This is a genomic window from Streptomyces sp. PA03-1a (genome assembly GCF_033792805.1).
In the GTDB taxonomy this organism is placed as follows: Bacteria; Actinomycetota; Actinomycetes; order Streptomycetales; family Streptomycetaceae; genus Actinacidiphila.
Window position 1 is genome coordinate 1 of sequence record NZ_JARAVO010000128.1, and the last position, 25,292, is coordinate 25,292.

The 25,292-nt window shown below is 67.4% G+C and carries 21 protein-coding genes and 5 pseudogenes; 18 read left to right on the top strand and 8 right to left on the bottom strand.

The genetic code is table 11. The features are described 5' to 3' along the window. Positions 1-73: 73 nt before the first annotated feature. Together PV341_RS26445 and PV341_RS26450 are read right to left on the bottom strand one after the other, a co-directional pair. Positions 74-547 (bottom strand): annotated as a pseudogene (locus PV341_RS26445) (VOC family protein). A gap of 1,071 nt (positions 548-1,618) precedes the next feature. Continuing rightward, positions 1,619-2,521 (bottom strand): LysR family transcriptional regulator, encoded by a 903-nt coding sequence (locus PV341_RS26450; RefSeq protein WP_500328246.1) that lies wholly within the window; start codon positions 2,519-2,521, stop codon positions 1,619-1,621. Positions 2,522-3,185: 664 nt separating this feature from the next. On the opposite strand from PV341_RS26450, the gene PV341_RS26455 reads away from it, so the two are divergent. The 3 genes from PV341_RS26455 (at position 3,186) to PV341_RS26465 (ending at position 6,339) form a co-directional block, all read left to right on the top strand. Further along, positions 3,186-3,644 (top strand): nuclear transport factor 2 family protein, encoded by a 459-nt coding sequence (locus PV341_RS26455; protein WP_500328245.1) that lies wholly within the window; start codon positions 3,186-3,188, stop codon positions 3,642-3,644. 308 nt (positions 3,645-3,952) lie between these two features. Then, positions 3,953-5,386: an aldehyde dehydrogenase gene (locus PV341_RS26460; protein ID WP_500328244.1), complete on the top strand. Its 1,434-nt coding sequence runs from the start codon at positions 3,953-3,955 to the stop codon at positions 5,384-5,386. A gap of 200 nt (positions 5,387-5,586) precedes the next feature. Next, positions 5,587-6,339 (top strand): GNAT family N-acetyltransferase, encoded by a 753-nt coding sequence (locus PV341_RS26465; protein WP_500328243.1) that lies wholly within the window; start codon positions 5,587-5,589, stop codon positions 6,337-6,339. A gap of 583 nt (positions 6,340-6,922) precedes the next feature. Here PV341_RS26465 and PV341_RS26470 read toward each other — a convergent pair. Beyond that, a pseudogene (locus PV341_RS26470) lies at positions 6,923-7,507 on the bottom strand (transposase); the annotation flags it as partial. A 515-nt stretch (positions 7,508-8,022) separates the two neighbouring features. Here PV341_RS26470 and PV341_RS26475 point away from each other — a divergent pair. From PV341_RS26475 to PV341_RS26485, 3 genes are all read left to right on the top strand, one after another. Further along, positions 8,023-8,862 carry an oxidoreductase gene (locus PV341_RS26475; RefSeq protein ID WP_500328242.1) on the top strand — a complete coding sequence of 280 codons (840 nt, stop codon included), beginning with the start codon at positions 8,023-8,025 and terminating at the stop codon, positions 8,860-8,862. A 533-nt stretch (positions 8,863-9,395) separates the two neighbouring features. Beyond that, positions 9,396-9,770: an AMP-binding enzyme gene (locus PV341_RS26480; RefSeq protein WP_500328240.1), complete on the top strand. Its 375-nt coding sequence runs from the start codon at positions 9,396-9,398 to the stop codon at positions 9,768-9,770. A 132-nt stretch (positions 9,771-9,902) separates the two neighbouring features. Continuing rightward, a complete protein-coding gene (locus tag PV341_RS26485; RefSeq protein WP_500359150.1) occupies positions 9,903-10,571 on the top strand; it encodes a hemerythrin domain-containing protein in 669 nt (222 codons plus the stop codon). 792 nt (positions 10,572-11,363) lie between these two features. Here PV341_RS26485 and PV341_RS26490 read toward each other — a convergent pair. Then, positions 11,364-11,684 carry a DUF302 domain-containing protein gene (locus tag PV341_RS26490; protein ID WP_500359151.1) on the bottom strand — a complete coding sequence of 107 codons (321 nt, stop codon included), beginning with the start codon at positions 11,682-11,684 and terminating at the stop codon, positions 11,364-11,366. 13 nt (positions 11,685-11,697) lie between these two features. Next, a pseudogene (locus PV341_RS26495) lies at positions 11,698-11,952 on the bottom strand (transposase); the annotation flags it as partial. On the opposite strand from PV341_RS26495, the gene PV341_RS26500 reads away from it, so the two are divergent. From PV341_RS26500 to PV341_RS26520, 5 genes are all read left to right on the top strand, one after another. Beyond that, positions 11,839-12,564 (top strand): ABC transporter ATP-binding protein, encoded by a 726-nt coding sequence (locus PV341_RS26500; RefSeq protein WP_500359152.1) that lies wholly within the window; start codon positions 11,839-11,841, stop codon positions 12,562-12,564. The pseudogene PV341_RS26495 and the gene PV341_RS26500 sit on opposite strands and share 114 nt — an antisense overlap. Positions 12,565-12,706: 142 nt before the next feature. Continuing rightward, entirely contained in the window at positions 12,707-13,606 is a 900-nt protein-coding gene (locus PV341_RS26505; RefSeq protein WP_500359153.1) for a shikimate dehydrogenase, read from the top strand. A gap of 14 nt (positions 13,607-13,620) precedes the next feature. Continuing rightward, a complete protein-coding gene (locus PV341_RS26510) occupies positions 13,621-14,313 on the top strand; it encodes a TetR/AcrR family transcriptional regulator (protein ID WP_500359154.1) in 693 nt (230 codons plus the stop codon). A 260-nt stretch (positions 14,314-14,573) separates the two neighbouring features. Further along, the gene (locus tag PV341_RS26515) at positions 14,574-15,506 is read left to right on the top strand and encodes a shikimate dehydrogenase (protein ID WP_500359156.1); all 933 of its coding nucleotides are present in this window, start codon (positions 14,574-14,576) and stop codon (positions 15,504-15,506) included. A 278-nt stretch (positions 15,507-15,784) separates the two neighbouring features. Next, a complete protein-coding gene (locus tag PV341_RS26520) occupies positions 15,785-16,192 on the top strand; it encodes a hypothetical protein (RefSeq protein ID WP_500359157.1) in 408 nt (135 codons plus the stop codon). A gap of 166 nt (positions 16,193-16,358) precedes the next feature. Here the strand turns inward: PV341_RS26520 and PV341_RS26525 are convergent, their stop codons facing one another. Further along, the gene (locus PV341_RS26525) at positions 16,359-18,164 is read right to left on the bottom strand and encodes a bifunctional sugar phosphate isomerase/epimerase/4-hydroxyphenylpyruvate dioxygenase family protein (RefSeq protein ID WP_500359158.1); all 1,806 of its coding nucleotides are present in this window, start codon (positions 18,162-18,164) and stop codon (positions 16,359-16,361) included. A 37-nt stretch (positions 18,165-18,201) separates the two neighbouring features. Continuing rightward, a complete protein-coding gene (locus tag PV341_RS26530; protein WP_500359159.1) occupies positions 18,202-19,080 on the bottom strand; it encodes a shikimate dehydrogenase in 879 nt (292 codons plus the stop codon). A gap of 129 nt (positions 19,081-19,209) precedes the next feature. Here PV341_RS26530 and PV341_RS26535 point away from each other — a divergent pair, with 129 nt between their 5' ends. Next, positions 19,210-19,875 (top strand): TetR family transcriptional regulator, encoded by a 666-nt coding sequence (locus PV341_RS26535; RefSeq protein ID WP_500328209.1) that lies wholly within the window; start codon positions 19,210-19,212, stop codon positions 19,873-19,875. 137 nt (positions 19,876-20,012) lie between these two features. Beyond that, a complete protein-coding gene (locus PV341_RS26540; protein WP_500328208.1) occupies positions 20,013-21,356 on the top strand; it encodes an MFS transporter in 1,344 nt (447 codons plus the stop codon). Between the two features lie 545 nt (positions 21,357-21,901). Here the strand turns inward: PV341_RS26540 and PV341_RS26545 are convergent. Then, positions 21,902-22,506 (bottom strand): annotated as a pseudogene (locus PV341_RS26545) (HAD family hydrolase). Positions 22,507-22,531: 25 nt separating this feature from the next. Between PV341_RS26545 and PV341_RS26550 the strand changes: the two are divergent. The 5 genes and pseudogenes from PV341_RS26550 to PV341_RS26570 form a co-directional block, all read left to right on the top strand. Further along, on the top strand, positions 22,532-22,930 hold the full coding sequence (locus PV341_RS26550; RefSeq protein ID WP_500359160.1) for a DUF6083 domain-containing protein: 399 nt from the start codon (positions 22,532-22,534) through the stop codon (positions 22,928-22,930). A 626-nt stretch (positions 22,931-23,556) separates the two neighbouring features. Further along, positions 23,557-23,985, top strand: coding sequence for a hypothetical protein (locus PV341_RS26555; protein ID WP_500359161.1), 429 nt, complete (start codon positions 23,557-23,559; stop codon positions 23,983-23,985). A gap of 231 nt (positions 23,986-24,216) precedes the next feature. Further along, positions 24,217-24,819, top strand: a complete 603-nt coding sequence (locus PV341_RS26560; RefSeq protein WP_500359162.1) for an NB-ARC domain-containing protein — start codon at positions 24,217-24,219, stop codon at positions 24,817-24,819. Further along, positions 24,816-25,055, top strand: coding sequence for a transposase (locus PV341_RS26565; RefSeq protein ID WP_500359163.1), 240 nt, complete (start codon positions 24,816-24,818; stop codon positions 25,053-25,055). Before PV341_RS26560 ends, PV341_RS26565 begins: the two co-directional genes overlap by 4 nt. After that, positions 25,052-25,292, top strand: a pseudogene (locus PV341_RS26570) (IS3 family transposase); the annotation flags it as partial. The gene PV341_RS26565 and the pseudogene PV341_RS26570, both read left to right, overlap by 4 nt.

Genomic DNA, 25,292 nt, shown 5'->3' on the forward strand with positions numbered 1-25,292 from the left:
CCCCCACCCGGTGCCGGACCGGCGGCCGCACAGCCCGGTCCGGCACCGGGTGGGGGGCCGGGCTGGGGCGAGCTCAGCGGCCGGGGAGCCGCTTGCTCACTTCCTGGAGTACCCAGCCGTTGCCGTCCGGGTCGCTGAAGGCCAGGTAGGAACCGTAGGAGGCGCGCTCGGGGTGCGGGCCGGTGATACGCCGCTGGCCCTCACCGTCGTGGACGCACCCGCCGCCCTGGTGGCCGTGGTGGAGGAGACCACCCTCGTCGTGGAAGATCTCACTGACGGCGATACCGCGGCCCGTAGCTCTGCGCGGGCCTCGTCGATGTCGGACACGATGAGATACAGGCCCTGGAACGCGCCCGCGGGGATGCCGGTCATCCCCTCGCCGAAGATGATCGAGCACTCGGAGCCGGGCGGGGTGAAGTGCACCACCCCGGAAGTCGTCGCCGGCCGTGCAATCGACGTCGAGACGGAAGCCGGCCTCTTCGTAGAAGGCCTTGGCCCGATCGATGTCGGAGACGGGGAGCACGACCATTTCGAGCTTCAAGTCCATGGGGGCGTCCTTCAGATGGTGATTCCTGAACGGCGAAAGGGCAGCACTCGCTGCGTCATGTGTTCATCGATGTGAGGGCGCCTGCACAGCGGCGCATACAGCCCGGCTGCCACAACGGGCATGCGATCAGGCAAGGGGGCCAGCCGATCACCGCCGGCTCCGACCCACACCGGAAAGGTACCCGGCCTTTAACTTTGACGCAAGCAACGCTTGCAAACTTAACGATTGTCAAAGGTATTTCCTTGATCGAAAAGTGCTTCACCGGACGGTGATGCCTCGGGTTTCCGCAGGTCGCAGCGGATGCGTCCCGTTGCGGCACACCCTTCCCGCGCCTTCATGCGACCGTGAGCACTGACCCCTGACGTCACATGGGCCCCTTGTGTGCGGCGCATCCGGCCGTCGGCGCGTTCGGTGTAGCCGGCGGGTGGGTGGGCTCTTTGCGCAGGTGATCTCAAAGTCGTTCGGCTTGATTCCCCAGGCCGGCCCGCGCTGACCTGCGGTCTGGCTGCCTGGCTCTGCGGCCGGCCCGGAAGCCACCTGGTACCTCGAGACGGCGTTCACGCCAGGGAGCACCTGGGGACGGTGTACGACGATCCGGCAACGCCCGTCGTGGTCACCGGGATTGAAGAGGTGACCGCCATTCGTACACCCAGCGGCCGTCTTGTCGACGCCGAGCGTCCCGCCGACGACCAGGACGCGCATCGAGTCGTGATCGGTCTGCGGACTACGCCTTCGCGGCGGGTCCGGGCGGTAGATCTTCTTGCGTGCCGCGAGTGCCTGGCCTGTGAGGAACGGGCTCATCGGTCGTACCTGCCGACCGGCGCGTACGGTCCGTGCCCGCCCCGTGTGGCCGCGGCAGCAGTCCGAGGGCGTGATCCGGCGGTTCTGGACCGGCGGACAGGGGCCTTGGCCAGCATCGATCATCGTCACCCCGGGACAGGCCGCCGACAGCCCCGCTTCGTCCCCGTGCCGGAGAGCATCAGGCTCCGTCTGCATCGCCGGGTGCAGACTCCTGGTGTACGAGAGCATCGCCGGACGTGGAACCCACGTCAGCCCCCGGCACTGCGCCAGTCAGCCGGACTCGGTGAGGTCGGTGGAAGCGGCCATCTCCGTGACCACGCGCAGTAGCCCGCTCAATGCGGGTGACGTGTTTCCGGGCGACCAGACCATCTCAGTGGGGGCGAACTCTCCGGTCAGCGGTACGAACACCACACCGGTGCGGCGAAGACTGCTTGCTGACCGGGCCAGGCGCGTCACCCCGACGCCGGCCGCCACGAGGCCGAGCAGCCCTTGCACGCTCGCGTCCCGATGAACGACGTCGGGGGTGAAGCCGGCCGTACGGAAGGAGCTGTCGAATGCCTGGTGCCAGGGTTCCCACGAGCTGCGTGGTGTCAGCACCCAGCGTTCGTCCGCCAGTTCCCCCAAGGCGAGTTCCGTGCGCCCCGCGAGCGGATGGTCCTCGGGCAGGACCGCGCACACCGGCTCGACCACCAGCGTCCTCGTCTTCAGGCCGTCCACCAGCGGAGGCCGGGTGAATGCGACGTCGTAGCGTCCCTTGAGCAGGCCGTCGACCAGAGGTGCGATCGTGGTCTCCTCGGTCGACAGCGTCAGACTCGGCAGGCGTTGTCGTACGGCCCGGACCACCGGCGGGAGCAGGTGGTTCGTCGTGGTGGCGAGGAAGGCGAGGCGCAGGGTGCCGATCTCGCCGCGCGCTGCCCGTGCCACGACGTCGATGGCTTCGTCGGCCCGGTCCAGTACCGCGCGGGCTTCAGGAAGGAAGAGGGCTCCGACCGGGGTCAGGCTGGTGCCCCGGGTGCCGCGGTCGAAGAGCCTCACGCCCAGCATCCGCTCGAGCAGGCTTATCTGCTGGGAAAGGGACTGCTGGCTGATCATGAGGCGGTCGGCGGCACGCGTGTAGCTGGACTCCTCGGCGACGGCGACGAAGTATCTCAGCTGCCGAAGATCAGGTGTCACAGGAAGAGCTTACAACCGCGACAGGTAATCGGTGTTGGACGGCCACGAGGCCCCGAGACAACCATTGACCTCGGTGAATGCCGGATTGAAGGACACAGGAATGACACGCGGCACACAGGAAAGCGGCTGGTCGATCACGGGCTGCTTGGTGGGAATCGGCCGGGAGATGCCCTGGCAACACCGGCCTCCCGGCGACTGGGGGATGGTCACTGCACGCTGTCGGAAAGGCTTGCCGATTTTGCGCACACCGGCGGTGATGGTGTCAGCACAGTGATGCCGAACGTAAGGGACCCGCTCTCCACCTTGTCGCGGTCACGACAACACTGTCCGTGTTCGACAACCGGCATCGCAACCTGGGAGCCCCTCAGCCGCTCGACATTCCGGTCGTGACCGGGGCCGCCACGTCACTCTCCGATTGCCGGGCCTGCTCAGCCACCTCGCCGGTCCCTTGTGACCACGGCCACGCCGCAGCTCGTTGGATCACGTCCGGTGCGCTGTGCGGCCCCTGGTGCCCGTGCCGCAACGGCAGCAACGGCGTATCGAGCGTGGAACGCCGGCCACCAGGTGCCCTGCCGCGTGAGCAGCGCTGCACCCCGCGTCGAACCGAGCCTCAGGAAGCGCCACACGCTTCTGCCTGTCAACCGCTACTCAAGAAAGTCGCACCATGATTACTCGCACTCCTCAAGAACTCAGCGACCGGATCGCGATCCGCGAACTCGTCGACGCCTACTCCCACCACGCCGACCGACGCGAACCCGCACGGCAAGCTGCACTGTTCACGAAGAACGCCCATCTCGCGACCTACTCCGGCGACCCCGCGACGACTTCGCCGGACGTGGAGCTGAACGGACGCACCGAACTCCAGAACGCCTTTGAAAGCCTGAAAAACCACACTGCGACGACCCACCTCAACGGTCAAAGCACGATCGCCGTGGACGGCGATCGTGCCACCGGCGAAACCTACTGCCTCGCACATCACCTCTCGGAGCAAGAGGGCGAACGCACACTCATGGTTATGGCAATCCGATACTTCGACGTATTCGTCCGCGTCGAAGGCACCTGGCAATTCGACGATCGCGCACTGATCATCGACTGGGTCGACAGCCGGACCTCACACGCCTGACCCCGGGGCCTGGCCCGCGCAGCGTCCCTGAGACGACAACTCCCACCCGCTCATGGCAGCACCGCCGGCATACCCGGCAGTCAATCTGTCAGGCGCGACCGGGTGCTAATCCTCCACACAGCGGCACGAGCCGGTATCGACCCGCAAACCCTGCGCGGCAGGCCGTGGTCCCGCGCTTTCGGCCCGCGGCCCCGTGGAAATGCTCCACCTTCAGGACGCCTGACCGTTTCAGGTGACAAGGCGGTTACCCGCCTCAAATCGATAGCCCCCCACCTGCTTTGAGCCTGAGGCTCGGAAAGTGTGCCAACGTGATCATCTATGACAAACTCTTCATTGGCGGCGAGTGGGTGAAGCCCAGCTCGGCCGAGCTGCTCGACATCCGGTCACCGCACGACCAGTCCTTGGTCGGACGTGCCGTGCAGGCCACCTCGGCCGATGTCGACAAGGCAGTGGCCGCCGCTCGGAACGCCTTCGACCACGGGCCGTGGCCGCTGACCACCCCCCAGGAGCGGCAGGACCTGGTCGCCCGCTTCAACGAGCTCCACGCGGCGCGAGCCGCCGAAGCCGCCAGACTGATCAGCGCGGAGCGGGGCGCCCCTATCTGGTTCACCAGCTACCTCCAGACCGCGCTCGCAGGCCAGACAGACGCCTACCTGCGTGCCGCGGCGGCCTTCGGCTGGGAGGAAGCCCTCGACCCGTCCGGTGCGGCCAAGGGCTTGGTACGCCGGGAGCCAATTGGGGTGGTCGCCGCCGTGATCCCGTGGAACGCTCCCCATCAGTCGGCACTGACCAAGCTCGTCCCAGCCCTGCTGGCCGGCAACACGGTCATCCTCAAAGCCTCACCGGAGAACTCCCTGAGCGTGTTCATGCTCGCAGAGATCATCGCAGAGGCGGGATTTCCCGAGGGCGTGGTCAGCATCATGCCCGCGGACCGCGAGACCAGCGAGTATCTGGTCGCCCACCCTGACATCGACAAGATTTCCTTCACCGGATCCACGGCTGCCGGACGGCGGATCGCAGCCATCGCGGGCGAACAGCTCAAGCGGGTCAGCTTGGAGCTGGGCGGTAAGTCGGCCACGATCATCCTTGAGGACGCGGACCTCTCCGCCGTCACGGACGGCATCAAGTTCGCCTCGTTCGCCAACAATGCGGAAAACTGCCAGGCGCACACCCGAGTCCTCGCTCCGAGAAGCCGTTACGAGGAAGTCGTCGCGGCGCTCAAGGTGACAGTGGAAAATCTCGTGGTGGGAGATCCCGCTGACGCAACCACCTTCGTTGGCCCAATGGTCAGGGCGGACCAGCAGCGGCGGGTACGGTCGTACATCGAGCTGGGTATCGCGGAGGGAGCCCGCCTGGTCACCGGCGGAGCGGATGTGCCGGAAGGACTGGAGGGCGGAAACTACGTCAAGCCCACCCTGTTCGCCGACGTCGATAACCACATGCGGATCGCTCAGGAGGAGATCTTCGGTCCCGTTCTCGTGGTGATCCCTTACGAGGACGAGGAAGACGCGATCAGGATCGCCAACGACTCGCCCTACGGCCTCGGCGGCGGTGTTTGGACGGCCGACACCGACCACGGTGTTGACATCGCCCGCCGAATCCGTACCGGATTCTTCATGGTGAACGCCGCGCCGGTGAGCTTTGAAGGCCCTTTCGGCGGATACAAGGCCAGCGGCATCGGGCGAGAATTTGGCTCGGCGGGCCTCAGCGAATACGTTGAGCACAAAACGATCAATATCTGACCGCGCCCCGTCGGTGGTCGTCGTGAGAAGTCGGAGGTCCGGGCGATCCGGCCGAATCCTTCCGGCGGACTTCCATAGGAATGAAATTCGACGCGCCCTGTTTCGGCGACCTCGACCGGGAATATTTGGACACCGTTGAAGTGTGGTGCATGGCGGTCGGAAGAGATGGCTGAGACTGTTGGGGTGCGGGAATGAATAGGATGCATTCAGACCAGGTTGTTGAGGGATTCTTCGAGGTGGTCGAGAGGCTGGTCGGGGTGATTCCCGGGGCGTACATGCGCCAAGGGGCCAGTGGGACGAGGCTGTTGGTCAGTGCCATGCCGATTCCGACACTGAACGGACTGAGCTTCGAAGCTGCACCGGACTTCGTGGAAGCCGCGGAACTTGCCGGAGAGCTGGCGGGCGGGCAGCTGCCCTGGTCGGTACAGGTGCGAGGCGAGCCGTCTGCGGAGGTAGCCGCCTTCGCGGCGAGGTACGGACTGGCAAACACCATCCGGCTGCCCCTGCTTGCTCTCGAAGAGGACATCGCCCTGCCTGCGCCGCAACTGCCTGAAGGGGCCGTGGTCCGCACGCTCTCCGGACCGGACCCGCGCGGCTACGCCGACGCACTTGTGCAGGGTTTTGGAATGCCTGCCGAAGTCGCAGCCGTCATGGCAGCCCCTGCGATGCTCGACGGTCCTGGCATGGCTGGCTACGTTGTTGAGCGGGACGGTGAGACCGTAGCAACCGGCTTCAACGTTCTGATGGGAGACCGGGTCGGCCTGTTCAACGGCTCGGTCCCTCCTCAGCACCGCGGTAACGGCTACTACCGCGCCCTCGTGCTGACGCGCCTGCACGATGCCCGCCAAGCCGGCGCCAAGCTCGCGTTCACACAGAACTCGCCCATGTCCCGGCCCATTTATGAGTCACTGGGATTTCGTCACGTAGAGACCTGGACCTACCTGACCACCTGAGCCCTCCCTGTAGCCAGCTTGGCCCGCGTTGGTCACGTCCGTTGGAGTGGTGTATTGACGGCCACTCGGTGACTGACTCGATCGGGTGGAGCTGGGCCTTGGCGAGGAGGTCGCGGCGGCGGGCCTCTGTCCACTCGTCGTTCCATTCGGCCAGGAGGGCGCCGATCTGGGTGCGGCTGTCCCAGCGCAGGCGGCTTTGGATGATGCGGTAGAGGGCGGCGTTGGCTTGGCAGTCGCCCCCCCGCGGTTGAGGCGCCTGCGCTGGGTTTTGCCGGTTGGGGGATGCCTGGATGAGTTTGGGGTTGCTGAGTGGCGTCAGCTGTTCCCGCAGATCGGCGGGGACGTGATGAGGACGGCCTTGAGCTGATTGATGGCCTGCGTGCGAGCTTTGACCGCGGAACCCTTGGCGAGCTTGTAGCTCCACTCCGGCCTTGTGAACCGGCCCTTGCGAGCGGGCCCAGGTGGTGAGCATGCGATGGCCGGTCGAGTCGGCTGGGAATGCCTTGTGCTCGAGCAGGACTCCGGTGCGGGTGATCAGGGCCGCCACGTGGATGTCCTTGTGCTTGTCGCCCCCAAGACGATCTCAGGCCCGATGATTGTGGGCACGATGTTCGTATGGACGCCCGTCACGGGCATGGAAGTCCTTGATCGCATCGAAGACGCACGGGCGACGCGGACTGCCTGTCAGAGCGGTGATGGCGCCGTCGATGGCAAGGCCCCTATCGGGACACGGCAGTCCGGCCGGATCGGAAGGCGACCGCTCCCATGCCGCGGTCGGCAGATCAATCCGTAGGCACGGGTGCCAGTTGGACCACGGGCCAGGCCAGGACACGGGCAACGCCCGACAATTCTCACAGTTCGACCAGATCCGCCGCCAGGTCTCACGCGGGAAGGCAGTGAAAGCCAGCAGGTCGTGGCGGGCGGAATCCAGGTGCTCGGCGACCTTGGGGAATTCTGCCTCCGTGTCCGGTACGTGCCGCATCCGGGCTTGGACGGCGTCGGCATCGGGCTGTTCGAAGACCGTCCGCAGCAGCGTCGCCACCCATGGCTGGGCCGATTTCGGTACCTGGGAGAGCAGATCGCGGGCATGATGCGTGCGGCAGCGTTGCCACGAAGCCCCAGGCAGGACGGGTCCGACGGCGTCGACGCGGCCGGCCCCAAAATCGGACCGGGCAGAGACCGCAAGAAACCCGACAGTTCGTGGCGGACAAGACCTGCAGCAACGGCCCGTGCCGCCCATACCTGCGGCGCGGGGGCATCCGGCACACCAACCAGGAGAAGACCGACAGGCAAGCCGCCCGCCTACGCAAAGGCTCACGCAGCAGACGGTCACCCGGCATCGGCGACGACCGCTACAAGAAACGCAACACCGTCGAGCGATCGGTCAACCGGCAGGACGCCGACAGTGCTCAGCCTGGTGCCCGGATGCACGGTCGAAGTGCTTCACACCCGGCCATGCACTCCAGCAAGGTGATCTGCTGCGCCAGGAGCTGCCGGCTGATCATCAGCAGCTCGCTGCCCGCGTGTGGCGTGACTCCTCGGCGACGGCTACGAAGTTCTCAACTGTCGGAGATCAGGGGTCACAGGTAGAGCCTATGGCCGCCACAGGTAGCCGATGTTGGACGGCGCTGGGTGCCGAGACAACGATTGACCTCGGTAAACACCCCTTTGAAAGGCATGCGAATGACGAACGACACGCAGGGCCGCGTCTGGCTGATCACGGGCTGCTCGACCGGGTTCGGCCGAGAGATCGCGCTGGCAGCGCTGGCCGCCGGTGACCGGGTCATGGTCACCGCGCGCCGCCCGGAGGCGCTCGCCGACCTCGTGCAGGCCGGCGGTGACCGGGTCAGCGCGGCGGCACTCGACGTGACGGATCCGGCATCCATCCAGGCCGCGGTGAAGGCGACGCAGGGCGTGTTCGGCCGCATCGACGTCCTGGTGAACAACGCCGGGTTCACCATGCTCGGCTCCGTCGAGGAAACCTCGATGGAGCAGCTGCGATCGCTGATGGAGGTCAACTTCTTCGGTACGGCGGAGGTCACCAAGGCGGTGGTCCCCATGATGCGCGAGCAGGGCAGCGGGACGATCGTGCAGATGAGCTCCCAGGGCGGCCGGATGACCTACCCGGGGCTGGGCGGCTACGACGCGTCGAAACACGCGGTTGAGGCCCTCAGCGAGTCGCTGTCGAGTGAGCTGGCGCCTCTGGGCATTCGGGTACTGATCGTGGAGCCCGGCATGTTCCGCACCAAGATCACCAAGAACATGGTCCTGGCTCCCGAGAACCCGGCCTACGCCGCGACTTCGGGTGGCCTCCGCCAGATGGTCGCGGGAGTGCAGGGCAATGAACCGGGTGACCCTGCGAAGGCCGCGGCGGCCATTCTCGATGTGCTCGACGCCGAGAACCCGCCCCTCCGTCTCGTACTCGGCAGTGATGCGGTCGACGCCATGCGTGAGCACCACGAGGCCCTGCTGTCCGACATGGTCACCTGGGACGCGTTGAGCCGCTCGACAGACATTTCGTGACCAGGAGCGGGCACTGACCGCGGCGGGCCGTATCCTCCATCACGCGGAACAGCTCGCGGGATGCAGCCCGCTGCTTTGGCGGAGATGATCGCGCATGGCCGGCCCGCGCCGGCTCGGGCGGCCCGCGGCATTGGGACGGCCCTGCTGAGCGAGCTCGACGCCCGGCCACGGGATGTGAGCAGTCGGCGGGCTTTCGTCGTAGGCGGTTCGGCCTGCCCTCCGTCCGCTCATGAGGAACCTCGAAAAGCGTCGCGGGATGCGACTGTTCCACGCGTGGGCATGACGGCTTTCTGGCAGTTCCACCGGCCGGACTCGATCATGAGTAGGAATGGCCTACCGCATCACGCAGGGCTGTTTCCCGGCGTTGGCGCAGGCCAGGTTGCTTGGCACCGAGGGTGAAGTACTTGCCCACGATGGCAAGGCGCCGCTCGTGGATCGCGGGCTCCTGCTTTGGCGGCGCAGGCGCGCCGACAACCTGCCCTTGAGGACGAGTTCAGCTTGGACGGCTGGCTGCGCACCGGGGACCCCGGCCGGTGCGCCCGGATGGCTATCCCACCCTCACGGACGAGGTCAAGGATGTGATCCAGTCCGGTGGTGAGTGGATCTCCTCCGTCGAACTGGAGAAGGACCTCATGGTGTACTCCGCGGTCGCGGAAGCAGCCGTCATCGGGGTCGCCGACGATCGGTGGAGGGAAAGGCCACTGGCCATCGTGGTGGGGAAGACCGGCGTGCCCGCCGCCTACTCCAACTTCTCCACATTTCCTGCCACTCGCGTGGCCGGGTGGCAGGTGCCTGAGCGGTGGACGAGCGTAGAGACGATCGTTCGCAGCGAGCCTGCCCCCACATCCCAGAAGCGTGCAGGCCTCGCGCGCACTCGCGCCCTGTCTTCTGGCTCAGAGGGGGGCTGAACTCCATCGCAGTTCCGTTCAGGCCGAGCGCCGGAGTCCCCTGAAATCCCGAATGCGGCTGCGGTCGACCTGGGCGCCTCCCTTGGCCGGGATGCAGGCCGATCAGACGCTGCTGACACCCGAAGGAAAACAATGACCAACGCCCACGGCCGCGCCGACATCCGCGACATGCTCGTCGTCCATGAAGCCTTCCGCAGGGCCTACGGCAAGATGCCCAGCCTCGTCCTGGCCGTCTCCTCTGGCGACACGGCCAGGGCCGCCGTTGTGGCAGACCATATCGAGTTGATCAAGGAGTTCTTGCACCTGCATCACAAGGGCGAGGACGAGCTGCTGTGGCCGAAGCTCATAGCGCGGGCGACGCAGGATGTGGCCCCGACGCTGGCGCTCATGGAAGAGCAGCACACTCAGATCGACGGCCTGATCGCCACATGCTCCTCCAGTCTTGTGCGGTGGAGAAGGAATGCCGCCGCATCCGACCGCGACCAGCTCGCTGCGGCGCTGCGGGCGCTCGGTGAGGAACTGACAGCGCACTTGGCCGTCGAGGAGGCGGAGGTGCTGCCCATCGTCGACCGGTACATCACCGCGGCCGAGTGGCACGCGCTAGGAGACCATGCCATCAACGGCCTTCCCAAGAGGAAGCTGCCCATCGTGTTCGGCATGCTGGCTTCTCTTGCCGAACCGGCGGTCGTCACGCTGATGCTGGCCAGCGCTCCCCTCGTGCCGCGCATCATCATGCCCGTGCTGGGGCCGCGAGCCTTCGCGTCGCACGCCAGGAAGATCTATGGGGCCGGCGGTTTCTAGAACCGCAGGCAGGCATGGCACAGAGAGTGACCGCAGGAGCGAGGCTGCTGCGGCCAGTCTCTTGTCAGATGGCCTTGCTCCTCACAACTGGGCTGCGCCCACGGGGTAGGCAGCTCAGCGCCTGCTTCCCTGGCCCGCTGACGGATCTGTTCGGCAGTGGGCCGGGGGCCGCCATGCAGCACCGCGGCCCGGGCCGCGCCCCAGTCCGGTGCGTCACCAGCGGTGTGCCAGGCGGCGAGCGTGTGCACGACGTCGATGATGCGGGACAGCATGTCCTGCTGCACCGACGCGGCCCACGGGTACTCCTGGCCGTCGAACGGGCAGCCGCGTACGAGAACGGATCGACGGGTGGAAGCAGTACCCGTCCTTGGGACGTGGCAGGTACGGCTCTCCCTGTGGAGTCATGCCGAGGCGGGCCCGGATTTCCGGCAACCGTGACTGCAGCGTGCGGGTCGCCCATGGAGATGCCGGGTCCATCGCCGTGCCTAGCGCGTCGGCGTTCCGGCGGGGCTTGAGCCGCGCTCCGCCGCCGGGCCAGAGGCGGAAGGAAGGGTCGCCTTGACAGGTGGATCCGGCCGGGGTCGGCGGTGCCGAACAGAGCCGGGAACGGGCTGCCCGCCTCGGTGTCCGTACCGGCATTGGCGTGGGGGGACTGTAAGTGGAACGGCACCTCTCTGTGTCAAGCGGGGGCGATCAGAGAGGTGCCGTTCGTTGGACAGACTCCTCGCGCGGGCAGCCGGGGTCGGCCACCAGCGTGGCGGTCGGGATGCCCAGGGGGTTTTTGCCGGCAGGTCAGGTGAGTTCGTCGGGTACGGGGAGGCCGAGATGGGTGAGGAGTGCGCCGACTTTGCGGTCCAGCTCGCGTCCCACTTCGGTGATCTCGGGCCGGCCGAGCGCGCTCACCGTGTCGCTGGGGCGGTCGATGGCGAACATCGCCTCGCCTGTGGGGGATTCGTGGATCGTGGTGCGCAGGGGTGCGTACATCAGGGCTCCGGCGTCGTGACGGTACATGCGCTCGGCGATGGTGTGATTGCCCATCAGGTACTCGGTGCAGCGGGCTTGGTCGCCGGCGACGCCGAAGAGCGGCTGGGCGTCGAACTTCCAGTAGATCATGAACCCCAGGGGTGCGCGGCTCGAAGCTGCCGTCGGTGTCCCGGAGCACGGCTATCTCGACCGGGCCGACATCGGCCAGCACGGTCTTGGACCTCTTCCCGTTGCGGGAGTTGCCCTCGTTCTTCCCGGCCGCATCATGCTTCTCATAGCCGAGGTGATCAGTGAGCTCACCCTCCAGGGCGGACTCCAGCGCCCGCTTGGTCAGCAACTGCAACAGGCCTCCGGCACCGGTGACCTGGAGGCCCTCCGCTCGAGCCCGCTCAACCAGCCTGCCGACCAACTGGTCATCAACGGCCGCAGCCCCGACAACAGCTTCCGGCTCAGGTCCTGCCGACGGCGTGGTCTCCGACGCACGTACAACATCACTCATTCGGTGTCACTCCAAGATCCAGTTCCACCGTTTGTCGTACACACCCTTCCCGAAGGCCGGCACGTCTTCCCAGGCCTGCCCGTGGAGAAGAACCTCCTGCTCGGCGCCTACAGCCACGCCTGGAACGCCGACACCCACAGCACCCTGGCCGAGGTGTACGACCTCTTCCCCGTACTGAAGGAGATGCGCGGCAGGCTCGCCGGAGCACTGTCCGGCGGACAGCAGCAGATGCTCGCCATCGGCCGCGCCCTCATGGCGCGCCCCAGGCTGCTCCTCCTGGACGAACCGTCGATGGGCCTGTCACCCAAACTCATCGAAGACATCCTCGACGTACTCATCCGGCTCCGCGGGGAGGGCCTGAGCCTTCTGCTCGTCGAACAGAACGCGAAACTCACCTTCGGAGTCACCAGCCACTGCCTGGTCATGGAGAACGGCACGGTCGCCATGACCGGCACCTCGGACGACCTCCGTCACGACAGCCAGGTCCGGCAGATCTACCTCGGCCTGTGACTCCCAGCCTCCCTCCCGGCCGCGCGGTCTCAGCCCACGCGACCGGGAGGGAACTCCACTCGGGTCCCTACGCCACCGTCGCCACCGCCAGATGTGGCCCCAGCCGATTCCGCCCTGCACCCCGGCGTCCGGGAAGGCCGTCATGACCGACCACACCATCCGCACCGGCCTCATCGGCGCCGGCATCGGCCCCTCCTTCAGCCGCCGCCTGCACGAGACCGAAGCCCGGGCGGCGGGCCTGCACCTCACCTACCAGCTGTTCGACATTGATACCCTCGGGCTACCGCCGGAAGCAGTCAGCACCCTCATCGCCCGCGCCCACACGGACGGCTATCAGGGGCTGAACATCACGCACCCCTGCAAACAGCTCGCCGTAACCGCACTGGACGCTCTGTCCGACGAAGCCCGCGCCATCGGAGCCGTGAACACCGTCGTCTTCGAGGGCGACAAGAGCACCGGCCACAACACCGACAGTGCAGGCTTCGCAAAGGCCTACGCCACCGCCCTTCCCGACGCCAACCCCGAACGTGTCGTCCTCATCGGCGCCGGCGGCGCCGGAGCCGCCGTTGCGCACGCACTGCTGAGCGTCGGCACCACCAGCCTGGCCGTCATCGACACCCACCTGCCCCGCGCCCAGCACCTTGTCGCCAGGCTCACCACACACCACGGACCACACCGCATCATCACCGCACACCCGCCCCACGACGTTGCAGACGTCCTCACACAGGCAGACGGCCTGGTCCACGCCACCCCCACCGGAATGGCCGCCCACCCAGGTCTGCCCCTGCCCGAAGAACTCCTCACCGCCGACCTGTGGGTCGCCGACATCGTCTACCGGCCCTTGCAGACCCCTCTGCTCACAGCAGCTCAAGAGCGTGGCTGCCGCACCATGCACGGAGGGCACATGGTCGTCCACCAAGCTGTCGACGCCTTCCGCCTGTTCACCGGCATGGACGCAGACACCGACCGGATGCTGCGCCACCTCGACCAGCTCATCCTCGAGGAGAGCAGCAAGACCCAGGGCCGGCTTCCGGCACAGTGATGACGAGAGCTTCCATGCACGAACCGAAGAACGGTTCCCCTTCGGCCACGCAACCGTCGCCGCCCGACAGGCGCCAGCGCGACGCCCAGCGCACCAGAGCGGAGATCCTCTCCGTAGCCCGCGAGGAATTCGCCCGCAACGGATACGCCGGCGCCCGCATGGACGAGATCGCCGCCCGGACATGCACCACCAAGCGGATGATCTACTACTACTTCGGCAGCAAGGAACGCCTCTTCACCACAGTCCTGGAACAGGCGTACGCGCAGATCCGCCAAGCAGAGCAAGCCCAGGACCTTGAGCACCTGGAGCCGGCCGCGGCCATCCGCCGTCTCGCCGAGCTGACCTTCGATCATCATGAGGCCCATCCGGACTTCATCCGGCTCGTGAGCATCGAGAACGTCCACGAGGCGGCACACATCACCATTTCGGCATCGGCATCAGCAGCCAATGCCCGGGCAGTGGAGGTGACGGCCCGGATACTGGAGACCGGTCGAGCGGCGGGCGTGTTCACAGCCGACGTGGACGCCCTGGACGTCCACATGATGATCAGTTCGTTCTGCTTCTTCCGTGTGGGGAACCGGCACACCTTCGGCACGATCTTCGGCCGGGACATGACCGATCCGGCGCTGCGCACGAAGTACCGCGCCATGATCGGCGACATGGTGGTCGCCTATCTGGCCAAGGGCTCACTCCCGCATCCCGCCTGAGCCGGTTGGTGAGTGCGGCGCCAGCTGATCGGGCCGGGACCGAAAGCGGTTGTTTCCCGAACACACCTTGACGCCGGACGCTGGAGCGCCGACGATCGCTGTCAACGTTATTAACTATCTAGTGCGTTAACTTGCTCCTGTCCCACCGGCCGAGCTTGCAGCCCGTCCGCATTCCTACGGATCCGCCACCGGGACGCCGGATCCCTCGCCGCCCCGCGCTGCCGACTGTCCCGATCGCCCAGCATCAGGATGGTGACCCCGTGCCCCTTCCCACCTGTCTTCTCATCGCAGTGGTCGGCTCCGGCACGCGCCCGTCACTCACCTCTGCCCTGTGCGCCCGCGAGGCCGCCCGGCACGGTCAGCACATGTTGTGCGCCGGAGTCACCCTTGACCCGTATAACCCAAACGGCGAGAATGTCGGAGACCTCCTCAAGGCCGCACACCCTCTCGGCTTCGCGGGCCTCCACATCGACGGCCCTTTCCAGGAGTTGGTGATAGAGCACCTCGACGAACTCGCTCCCGAAGCCCGCCGTCTTGGCGCCGCCAACATCGTCGTCTACCGGGGCGGCCGCACCATCGGCCACAACACCGAAGTCACCGGCTTCGCGAAGTCCTTCTCCCGTGGCCTGCCCGAAGCATCAACCCGCCGCATCGTCCAGTTTGGCGCCGGACGGACCGGCGCAGCCGCTGCCCACGCCCTGCTGACGCTCGGCACGGACCAGCTCACCGTCGTCGACAGCGACCCCGCGCGTGCCATCGCGCTCACCCGCAAGCTCAACCAGGACTTCGGCAATGAGCGCGCCACGGCAGCTCGCCCCGATGACCTCGCCGGCGCCCTTGCCCGTGCCGACGGCGTGGTCAACGCCGAGCCTGCGAATGCCGATCCCGCTGTCACCTGGCACAAGGGGCCGCTTCGCCCGAGCCTGTGGGTGGCCGAACCGGCGCACCAAACACAGGCCACAGCGCTAGTGCGCGCGGCCTGCGAGGCGGGCTGCCGCGTCCTGCACGGCGGCCATACGGCCGCCTTCCAGGCATCCGACAGCCTTCGTCTCCTCTCGGGTCTGGAACCCCGTGCCGGCCGCATGCTTGCCGACGTCGACGTCCTCCTCCGCGAGCGTTGCCGAAAGGTAGAGGTCACGGACACATCTGAGAGGGAGAGCATCAGCCCATCGGCCACCAGGCCAACTTTCTGACCCCGGCCTCCCCTGACGCGTTGCCGAGCAGCTGCGAAGGCATAACGGCATGGCATCCGACGCAGATATGAAGCCTGGCGGACTCGCTGCTTCTCTCACTCACCGGAATCCTCGGAACCTTGATCGGCAGTGGTCTTACCGGGTTCCTCGCCCTCCGCTCGGAACGTGGGAAACAGCAGGCTCTGGAACGACATGAAGAACGGCAGTCCCACAGGCAAGCGGGCCAACGGGAACTTGACCTCCGCCTGGAACACCACCGGTGGAGCAGAGATCACAGAATGGTGATCTACCAGGAGTTCGCCGGCAAGGTTCTGATGGCGCGCGGAGCGGCCCTGGACTACCACAGGGCTTGCGTTCAAGTGCCTCTTGAGTCGGAGTACGTAGCCGGCCTGCGGATGGCGGGACGGAAGGCGTACAGAGACGCCGTGATGGCTTCATACGGCGTGGGGCTGCAAGGGCCTGATGAGGTGTTTGACAGATCCCACGACTGTATTGCCAGCCTACGTGATCTATTGAACTGTGCGGAAAGGCATGAAACGATCGCTTCTTCAGAAGGGTTGGGATCAGGGGCTGCCGCGTCGATGAATGAGCAAATCGACGTCCACTTCAATGACGCTCAAGAAAAGCTTCGGCTATTCATGCACGCCGGGCGGGATACTCTCGGTCGGCCAATGCCTCCAACTTGACCCGCCATCTTCCAGGCATGCCCTCGCCCGAGCGCCGTCCGATGGTTATGTGCGGAGCGAACTCGCTCGGCTGCATCAGGTCAGGGGCGGACGAAGAGCCCAACACCAGTCCGCACACAAGGATTCGGATACTTCCTCACGGGTAGGCAGCGCGCAGTCGTCAGCGTCAGCTCGGGGGGAGAAGGCGGCCCGCGTGTTGAGCGGCGAGACGGATGGGGGCGTTGGGGGCGCCGTAGCCGCGGTAGGCGCCGCGTTGGACGATCTCGAAGAAGACGCGTCCCACCGTTTCGGTGTAGCAGTGCAGGAAGGTGCCGTGGGCGTCGCGGTCATAGAGGATGCCCAGTTCGCGGTAGGTCGCCAGTTCGTCGGGGGAGAGGCCGAAGCGGGCCGCGAGGTCGTCGTAGTAGTTCGCCGGGACGGCCAGGAGGCGGCCGCCCGCGGTGCGGATGTGGTGGGCCGTGGCGAGCAGGTCGTCCGTGCCGAGGGCGATGTGCTGGGCATGGGCGGTGCGGTCGTCGGCGGGGGTGGGCCCGACGCTGAGCACGATGCGGACGGTGCCGTCCGTGGTGGTGACGGCGCGGCTGCGAAGCAGGCCGTAGGGGTCGGCGACGTCGATGCTTTCTTGCGGGTGGAGGCTGAGGACGCTGCGGTGGAAGAGCGCGGCCTCGTCGAAGCGGTGCCACGGCTGTGTCAGCGCGAGGTGGTCGATGCGCCGGATGCCTGTGCCCTTGTCCTCGACTGCGTCGAGCGGCGGGAAGTCCGCGAGCCAGCCGTGGGTGCCAGCGGGGTCGGTGGCCGCGAAGAACAACTCGGTGCCGTCGGGCGCGGCCACCGCGTCGAGCGGTGCGTCCTCGGGGGCGCGGCGGCGCGGCAGGACGGGAGCGAGCATGGCCTCGGCGCGCGCGGCGGCGCGGGCGGGGTCGGGACTCTCCAGGCCGATGGCGGCGAGCGTGGGGCCCTGGCCCTCCCGGCTCGCCGCGGAGGCGGTGTTGAGCAGGATACGGGCCTCGCCCTGCTGCCACAGTTCGACGGGTTTGCCGCGGTGACGTGCGGTACGGGTGAAGCCGAGCGTGCCCAGCAGTGCGGCGACCGGTTCCGTGTCGGGGGTGACGAGTTCGGCGAAGGCCACGCCTGTGGGGGCTGGGGGTGCGGGCGGGGAGGCGGTGCCGACGGTCTCCTGCAGCAGTCGCAGTGAGCGCTGGGCGTCGACGGCGGTGCGGCCCGCGTCGGCCTGGCGGAAGACGTCGTTGAAGACCTCCAGGGAGAGCGGGCCCTGGTACCCCGCGCGCAGGACGTGCCCGACCAGGCCGGGGATGTCGAAGCCACCCTGGCCGGGAAAGCACCGGTGGTGGCGACTCCACTGGAGAGCGTCCATCGCCATGAGCGGGGCGTCCGCGAGCTGGAGGAAGAAGATCTTCCCGCCGGGGATGTCCTCGATGCCCTGGGGGTCGGAGCCTTTGGCCAGGATGTGGAAGCTGTCCAGGCAAACGCCGAGCGCGGGGTGATCGGCGGCCTGGACGATGCGCCAGGCGTGGTCGTAGGTGTTGACGTGACGTCCCCACGCCAGGGCTTCGTAGGCGACCTTGATGCCGTGCTCATGCGCCGACTCCGCGAGCCTGCGCAACTGGGCGGCGGCGAGCGCGTCGTCGTCCGCGGCGAGCGGGGAGACGCTGGAGCAGACCAGGATCGTGTCGGTGCCGAGCTGCCGCATGAGCTGGAACTTGTGCTCGGCGCGGCGCAGGTTCCGGGTGAAGGTGTCCTCGGGCACCGCCTCGATGTCGCGCATGGGCTGGTAGAGGTCGATGGACAAGCCCAGGTCGGCGGCGCGGGACCGGATTTCTGCGGGGGAGAGAGGGGCGGCGAGCAGGTCGTTCTCGAAGATCTCCACACCGTTGAATCCGGCGCGGGCGGCCGCGCTGAGCTTCTCGGTGAGGGGGCCGCTGAGCGAGACGGTGGCGATGGACGTGCGCATGGGGCTTCTCCTGGGTGCCTGTGGTGTCCCGGGTCTCTCAGTTCCTGGTGTCTGCCGTGCCGGCCGTCAGGTCCGTGATGTCAGCGAGCATCCGGGCGCTGTCGGGTTCGCGGCCGGTGAAGAGCCGGAAGGCGTCCGCGGCCTGGAAGACCGCCATGCCGCCTCCGTCGAGCGTGAGGCAGCCCAGCGCGCGGGCGGTGCGCAGCAGTTCGGTCTCCAACGGCCGGTAGACCACCTCGGCGACCCACAGTGCCGGGCGCAGCAGCCGTGCCGGGAGCGGCAGTCCGGGGTGGGCGGCCATGCCGGTGGGGGTGGCGTGCACCAGGCCGTCGGCGCCGGGCATGAGCGCGGGCAGCGCGCCGGGTGCGGCGGCGACCGAACGGCCGTGGCCGAAGTGCCGGTTGAGTGAGGCGGCGAGGTCCGCCGCGCGGTCGGCGAGCGCGTCCACGACGGTGAGGCGTTCGGTGCCGAGGGTGAGCAGGGCATGGGCGACGGCGGCGCCGGCTCCCCCCGCGCCGAGCTGTACGACGCGTTCCATGGCGGCGTCGGGCAGGCCGCGCGCGAAGGAGGACGCAAAGCCGGTCACGTCGGTGTTGTGGCCGGTGGCGCGGCCGTCCTCGAACACCACGGTATTCACCGCGCCGAGCGCCTCGGCCTGCGGGGACACCGCGTCGAGATGGTCGACGACCAGCTGCTTGCAGGGGTGGGTGATGTTCAGCCCGTTATATCCGGTGTCCCGCGCGGCGCGTACCAGGCGGCCGACCGCGGAGGGCGGGACGCCGAGCACGTCGAGGTCGAGCAGCCGGTAGACCAGGCGCAGGCCCTGGCGGTCCGCCTCGCGCTCGTGGAGCGCGGGGCTAAGCGAGGGGCCGATGCCGGAGCCGATCAGGCCGACGAGATACGAGTCTTGGGGCACCGGGGCTCCTACTTTCCCGCTAATGTACGGACTGGTTCGTTAGTAATATCAGGAGGGGGCGGCAGTGGGAAGACCGGCCGTCTGGTGGCCCCCTACAATCGCGAACACAAGACCGAGGGAAGGAAGCGGATGGCCACTGCCGAACAGCCGGCGCGGACGGGCGGACGCGCGCGCGACGCCGCCCGCACCCAGGCCGAGATCCTCGACGTGGCCACCGAGGAGTTCGCCCGCGCCGGTTACGCCGGCGCCCGGGTCGACGAGATCGCCGCCCGCACCCGCACCACCAAGCGGATGATCTACTACTACTTCGGCGGCAAGGAGCAGTTGTTCACCGCCGTGCTGGAGCGCGCGTACTCCGTGATCCGGCAGGCCGAACAGGACCTCGACGTCGACCACCTCGCCCCGGTGGCCGCCATCCGCAGGCTCGCCGAACTCACCTTCGACCACCACGAGGCGCACCCGGACTTCATCCGGCTGGTCAGCATCGAAAACATCCACGAGGCCGAGCACATGGCCGCCTCGGAACAGCTCAGCGCCCTCAGTTCGCCCGCCATCGACGTGCTCCGCCGGATCCTGGCGGCCGGCCGTAGGTCCGGTGTGTTCACGGCCGACATCGACGCCGTCGACCTGCACGCGATGATCAGCTCCTTCTGCTTCTTCCGGGTCGCCAACCGGCACACCTTCGGCGCACTGTTCGACCGCGACTTGGTCGCCGCCGACCGCCGGGAGCACTACCGGACGATGCTCGGCGACATGGTGGTCGCCTATCTGACGGCGGAACAGCCGGCCGGCTGATCGTCCCTGCGCGACCCCTTGACACCCGGGAGAGGCTGCCCCAACATCCGTAGCCACCCGCTATTAACTATCCAGTGGGTTAATTAGCCGGGGTCTTCGTCCGCGCCCCGGCCGGTCCCTCCCGAAGGAGCCCCGCCGTGACCGTCCCCGCAGCCCATCAGGGCCAGCCGCGCAAGGCCGCACTCGCGGCCTGGATCGGCAGCGCGCTGGAGTACTACGACTTCTTCATCTACGGCAGCGCCGCCGCGCTGATCTTCCCGAAGGTCTTCTTCGACGAGTCCGACCCGGCCACTGCGACCCTGCTGTCACTCGCCACGTTCGGAGTCGCCTACGCCGCCCGCCCCTTCGGCGCGCTCTTCCTCGGTCACTTCGGGGACCGCCTAGGACGCAAGCGGATCATGCTCTTCACGCTGCTGCTGATGGGCCTGTCGACCTTCCTCATCGGCTGCCTGCCCACGCGTGCGCAGATCGGCGGCGCGGCCCCGGTGCTCCTCGTCCTGCTCCGCGTCCTGCAGGGGATCTCCGCCGCCGGGGAGCAGGCCAGCGCCAACTCGATGACGCTGGAACACGCACCGCCGCACCGCCGCGGCTACTTCACCAGCTTCACCCTCAACGGCACCCAGGCCGGACAGCTCCTCGCCACCCTCGTCTTCATCCCCGTCGCCTCCCTGCCCGAGGACCAACTCCTGACCTGGGGCTGGCGGATACCGTTCTGGCTGAGCGTCGCGGTCGCCGTCGTCGGCTGGTTCATCCGCCGCGACGTCGAGGAGACCCCCGCCTTCGTGCAGCAGGCCGCGGCGGCAGAGGGCGTCGCCAAGCTGCCGCTGCTCGTCCTGCTCCGCGACCACTGGGCGAACGTCCTGCGGGTGATCGCCGGTGCCCTCGTCGCCTCCGTGAGCACCATCTTCACCGTGTGGGCGCTGGCCTACGCGACCGGTGACGCCGTGGGCCTGGACCGCTCCGACATGCTGTGGGTCGGCGCCCTGGCCAATCTCGTAGCCCTCGGCGCCATCCCGCTGTGGGCCCACCTCTCGGACCGCGTCGGCCGGCGTCCCGTCTACCTGGCCGGCGCGGCCGGCAGCGCCGTGATGATGGCCGCCTACCTGTGGGCCATCTCCACCGGCTCGTACCCGCTGGTCGTGCTCTTCGGCGTGCTCGCCTTCGGTGTCGTCTACAGTGCCGCCAACGGCGTGTGGCCGTCCTTCTACGGCGAGATGTTCCCCACCCGCGTGCGCCTGTCGGGCATGGCGATCGGAACCCAGATCGGCTTCGCCATCGCGGGGTTCGCGGTCACCTTCGCCGCCAAGATCGCCGGCCCCGACGGCGACGACTGGGGCGCTGTCGCCCTGTTCACCGCCGCCCTCTGCGTACCCCCGGTGCTCGCCGCCCTCACCGCCCGCGAGACCCACAAGGTGCCGACCGAACGACTCGGGTTGCACGACGCCCACCCTGTGTCCAGCCGGATGACGGTCGAGGTCTGACCCGCCTGCCCTCCACCCGGAGGGCAGGCAAATCTCCGCCCGTGCTCCGCCACTGGGAACGGCAGCCACCGCACCTCCAAGACAGAGAACCCAACCCACTTCATGCCAATCGCCGACAGGTTCACGACGCGCCCGGTGACGAGGCTGGCCTCGTGGATGCCGGATACGTCGTCGGCTATCCGGCATGCCGGCACCTGCTCTGGGCTCGGGGTGTTCGCTGCGCCTCAAGGTGCTGGACGGCCTCGGCGATCGACTTCGATAACGGCACGGACGAGCGAGCCGGCAGGCCCGGTGAACGACATCGATCGTGACCACCATGGGCAACCTCGTCGTCCGGGACTGCGCCCACAGCCAGTGTGGCAGGGCTCGATCGGTCGTCGCCTGCGACTACGCGGCGTGCTCTCAGAGGGCCACTGGCCCAGGTGCCACAGAACGGCTCGGCTGCGCCAGTGTCGCGCGTCGCGTTCGACGTGCTGCAGATGGTGCAGGACGGACAGTGGGCTGCGGGTCAGCATATCGACCAGCTCTGTAAGGGAGTTGATACGTCAATCCGCCGCCGCGACAACTTCTGGACTGTCGGCCCACAGATATCCCCACGGGCCGCGTCGAAGGTGTGCTGCCCGCAACCCGGCTGCACGGACTGGGAAGACATCGTTGGCGGGGTGATCGCCGACGTACACGATCTCTTCAGGGGTGCTGTCGGCCGCCTCGACGAGGCGCTCGAAGAAGGCGGCCTCGGGCTTAGCCACACCCCAATCGCCGCTCGTCGCGATGACGTCTGAAGGCAAGTCGAGCGCACGCAACAACTCGCCGGCTCCGCGGGTCTGATTGCCCGCGATAATGACTCGGAACCCGGCCTCCAGAAGCCTGGACAGGGCTGGGCGGACATCCTCGTATAGGTCATGTTCGTCGAGCTGTTCCCCGTAACCGGCGCGCTCCCGCGCCGCGTACTCGACGGAAACCTCCAGACCGGGCCGCACCAGTCGCAGAGCGTCGGCATTGTCGCGTCCTTGAGCTACGACGGATCCGACAAGGGCGGACATGGTGTGCCGGGTACTCCCAGCCAGTCCGCCCAGGAAGCCCAGCTGCGGTCGTCTCGGATCAGGGTCTCACCGACGTCGAACGCTACTGCGCGAATGATGCACGGCATCCTACGGGGCCACCTCCGGAGCGTGATGAGCAGCCAGCCGTGCACGCGTGTCGCGCATGCTTCCCATGACGGGAGCGCGTGGTGCCGGGTGCGGCATCACGCCCTGTGCCCGGCCGGTGCGGCGGCCAACCGCAGCCCGCTGCTGGAGGAGATGTGCCGGGCCCTCGCGCTGAACTCCCGCCGCCTGCAAGATGCGGGCCTCTTCACACCCCGGTCCGAGCAGCCAGCCCAGGCCGCGCCGGATGCGCCTGTCCGGCCGGTCGTGCGCATCATCGGCGCGCGCTATCTGGCTCCCGGTCCTGTCGAGGACCTGCAGTGTGTGGCCCGGACCCGCGCCCGCCGTCGCTGCTGCCTGCCGGTCCTGGACACCGGGGCTGTGCCAGGTATGTGGCGGCTGGAGCTCGTGGACGCACGCCGGCAATGACGCAGCCGCGGAGCACACGCGCACCGACTGGGAGCCCTTCGACCCGGCGCGCCACCGCCATTACGTCTGTCACGCCCGGTAGTAGTTGCAGCCTCGGATGACTCTTTGACCTGCTCGACCGCAAATACATGCGGACTCGGGACTGTTTGGGCGTGAACTGCGGTGTTTCCTCTGCGATTTGGTTCCAATGGGCCGCACCTGGTGTGACGCATGTTGCAGCGGACAGCAGCAGGTATGTCCGGACGCGTATTGGAGGGCCCCGCTCCATGGCCTGGCGGATCACATGAACTCACCAGCCAAGGAGCGCGCCGGGGAGCCTGGGGCGTCCGCGAAGAACCGCTTTTCCCACGGCGACGCCTTGGCGCGTATCCGATAGCCGTATTCCGGGCAAGCCAGCGGGGCGCCGGAGGCCGGACAAGGTGGGTGGCCTTCCACTCGCAGCCGCACCCCGCGACGGGGGAGGGGGGAGTCCAAGTGGTCCCGCTCAGGGAGATCGTCGGTCCGCGAAGGGTTTGATCGGCTCGCGGGCCTCCCATGAACCTTGACTTGTTCTAGCTTCGCTCTGCGTACATGCCCTACTCACTCGACGATGCCTCGCCTGGGATCGCATCAGAACTCAAGATCGAGTGATCCTCGCCAACATCGATACATCGGTGAGTCCTTGGGCCAAAGCGGTATCGCTGCTCCTGAGTGTGCGCGACGATGGTGGGATGACGATGAAGCGCGTGGTGTTGGCTGGCACCTGTGTGGTCGTCGCCGTCCTGGGATGGGTATTTGCCCTCTCGCAGTGGGAGACCGCAAGCCGGATCGCGACGGTGGCCTCCGCGCTTGCAGGTGTGGCAGCGGTAGGCGTGGGAATCTGGGCCGCGCTTCCCCACGCCAGTTCCTCAGAGGTCGTCGTGCGTGACACCGGTGCTGCCAGGACTGCAGGCTCGGGAAACGCGGTCTCGGGCAACCGCGGTAGTCGGCCGCTCGGTCCCGTGACCGTGGAGCGGACCGGCGATGCCGAAGCCAGTGGAGAAGGGGACGCAGTCAGCGGATACAGCGAGAGGTAACCCGTGATCCGCAAAGTGAGTCGCATGGTCAGGCGACAAGGTCTCGAGGTACGAGAGACTGGATCAGCCACTTCTGGGCCGGGAGGTGTGGCGATCAGCGGATACCACAGCGGCCCCATCACATCCGTGCATGTGCACAGTCGGACCCCGGCGCCGTGGCCCCACAAGGTCGGCGTCCTTCCCCGCGAAGCGGAGGCTTTCCGGGAACGAAGCGAAGCAGAGCAGTTGCGGATGGCATTAATCAAGGGCGTCACGGGCGCTAGGTGTCACGTGCTGCGCGGTACCGGCGGAGTCGGAAAGACCCAGCTTGCCGCCCACTACGCTCGGAGGGCTTGGCAAGCAGGCGAACTAGACGTGCTGGTATGGATCACCGCGAGCAGTAGACCCGCCATCATCTCTGCATACGCCCAAGCTGCCGAAGACCTCCTCGCCACAGAACCAGGCGATCCAGAGCGATCCGCCAACCATTTCCTTGCCTTGCTGGACAGGCCTGAGGGAACGGCGGTGTGTCGGTGGCTCATCGTCCTGGACGATGTCACCGACCCGGCCGACCTCAAGGGTCTGTTTCCGCCGGAGAGCCCGCACGGACATACCCTGATCACCACCCGGCGACGCGACGCCGCGCTACCCGGACAGCGGATCGACCTAGGCCTGTTCAACACTGAACAGGCCACAGACTACGTAACAGAGTCGGGTCTGCTGCACGATCGGGTGACATCTGAACTGGCTTGCCCTGTGGGGCGGGTGGGAAGGATGTCGCTGTGCCCAAGCCCTATCCGGAAGAGTTCCGCCAAGACGTCGTGCGAGTCGCAAGGAACCGCGGCCCGGGTGTGACGGTCGAGCAGGTGGCCACCGACTTCGGAGTCCACCCGATGACGTTGTGGAAATGGATGCGCCGGGCCGACATCGACGACGGGGCCAGGCCCGGGGTGACCAGCCAGGAGAGCGTGGAACTACGGGAAGCGCGCCGGCGGATCAAGCTGCTGGAGCAGGAGAACGAAGTCCTGCGCCGGGCCGCGGCCTACCTGTCGCAGGCGCATCTGCCGGGAAAAGGATCTACCCGCTCGTGAAAGAGCTGGCCGCGGACGGGATGCCCGTCACGGTGACGTGCCGGGTGCTGAAGCTCGCGAGACAGCCCTACTACCGCTGGCTCGACAAGCCGGTGACCGACGCCGTGCTGGAGGAGGCTCATCGCGCGAACGCGCTGTTCGACGCCCACCGCGAGGATCCCGAGTTCGGCTACCGCTTCCTGGCCGACGAAGCCCGCAGCTCGGGGGCCGCGATGGCCGACAGGACCGCATGGCGGA

Excerpts from the sequence above, each read along its gene's own strand:
- PV341_RS26560 (WP_500359162.1), top strand. The coding sequence starts at position 24,217 with ATGGCATTAATCAAGGGCGTCACGGGCGCTAGGTGTCACGTGCTGCGC.
- PV341_RS26490 (WP_500359151.1), bottom strand. The coding sequence starts at position 11,684 with ATGATCTACTGGAAGTTCGACGCCCAGCCGCTCTTCGGCGTCGCCGGC.
- PV341_RS26455 (WP_500328245.1), top strand. The coding sequence starts at position 3,186 with ATGATTACTCGCACTCCTCAAGAACTCAGCGACCGGATCGCGATCCGC.
- PV341_RS26520 (WP_500359157.1), top strand. The coding sequence starts at position 15,785 with ATGGTGATCTACCAGGAGTTCGCCGGCAAGGTTCTGATGGCGCGCGGA.
- PV341_RS26535 (WP_500328209.1), top strand. The coding sequence starts at position 19,210 with ATGGCCACTGCCGAACAGCCGGCGCGGACGGGCGGACGCGCGCGCGAC.
- PV341_RS26465 (WP_500328243.1), top strand. The coding sequence starts at position 5,587 with ATGCATTCAGACCAGGTTGTTGAGGGATTCTTCGAGGTGGTCGAGAGG.
- PV341_RS26550 (WP_500359160.1), top strand. The coding sequence starts at position 22,532 with ATGAGCAGCCAGCCGTGCACGCGTGTCGCGCATGCTTCCCATGACGGG.
- PV341_RS26525 (WP_500359158.1), bottom strand. The coding sequence starts at position 18,164 with ATGCGCACGTCCATCGCCACCGTCTCGCTCAGCGGCCCCCTCACCGAG.
- PV341_RS26475 (WP_500328242.1), top strand. The coding sequence starts at position 8,023 with ATGACGAACGACACGCAGGGCCGCGTCTGGCTGATCACGGGCTGCTCG.
- PV341_RS26485 (WP_500359150.1), top strand. The coding sequence starts at position 9,903 with ATGACCAACGCCCACGGCCGCGCCGACATCCGCGACATGCTCGTCGTC.
- PV341_RS26510 (WP_500359154.1), top strand. The coding sequence starts at position 13,621 with ATGCACGAACCGAAGAACGGTTCCCCTTCGGCCACGCAACCGTCGCCG.
- PV341_RS26505 (WP_500359153.1), top strand. The coding sequence starts at position 12,707 with ATGACCGACCACACCATCCGCACCGGCCTCATCGGCGCCGGCATCGGC.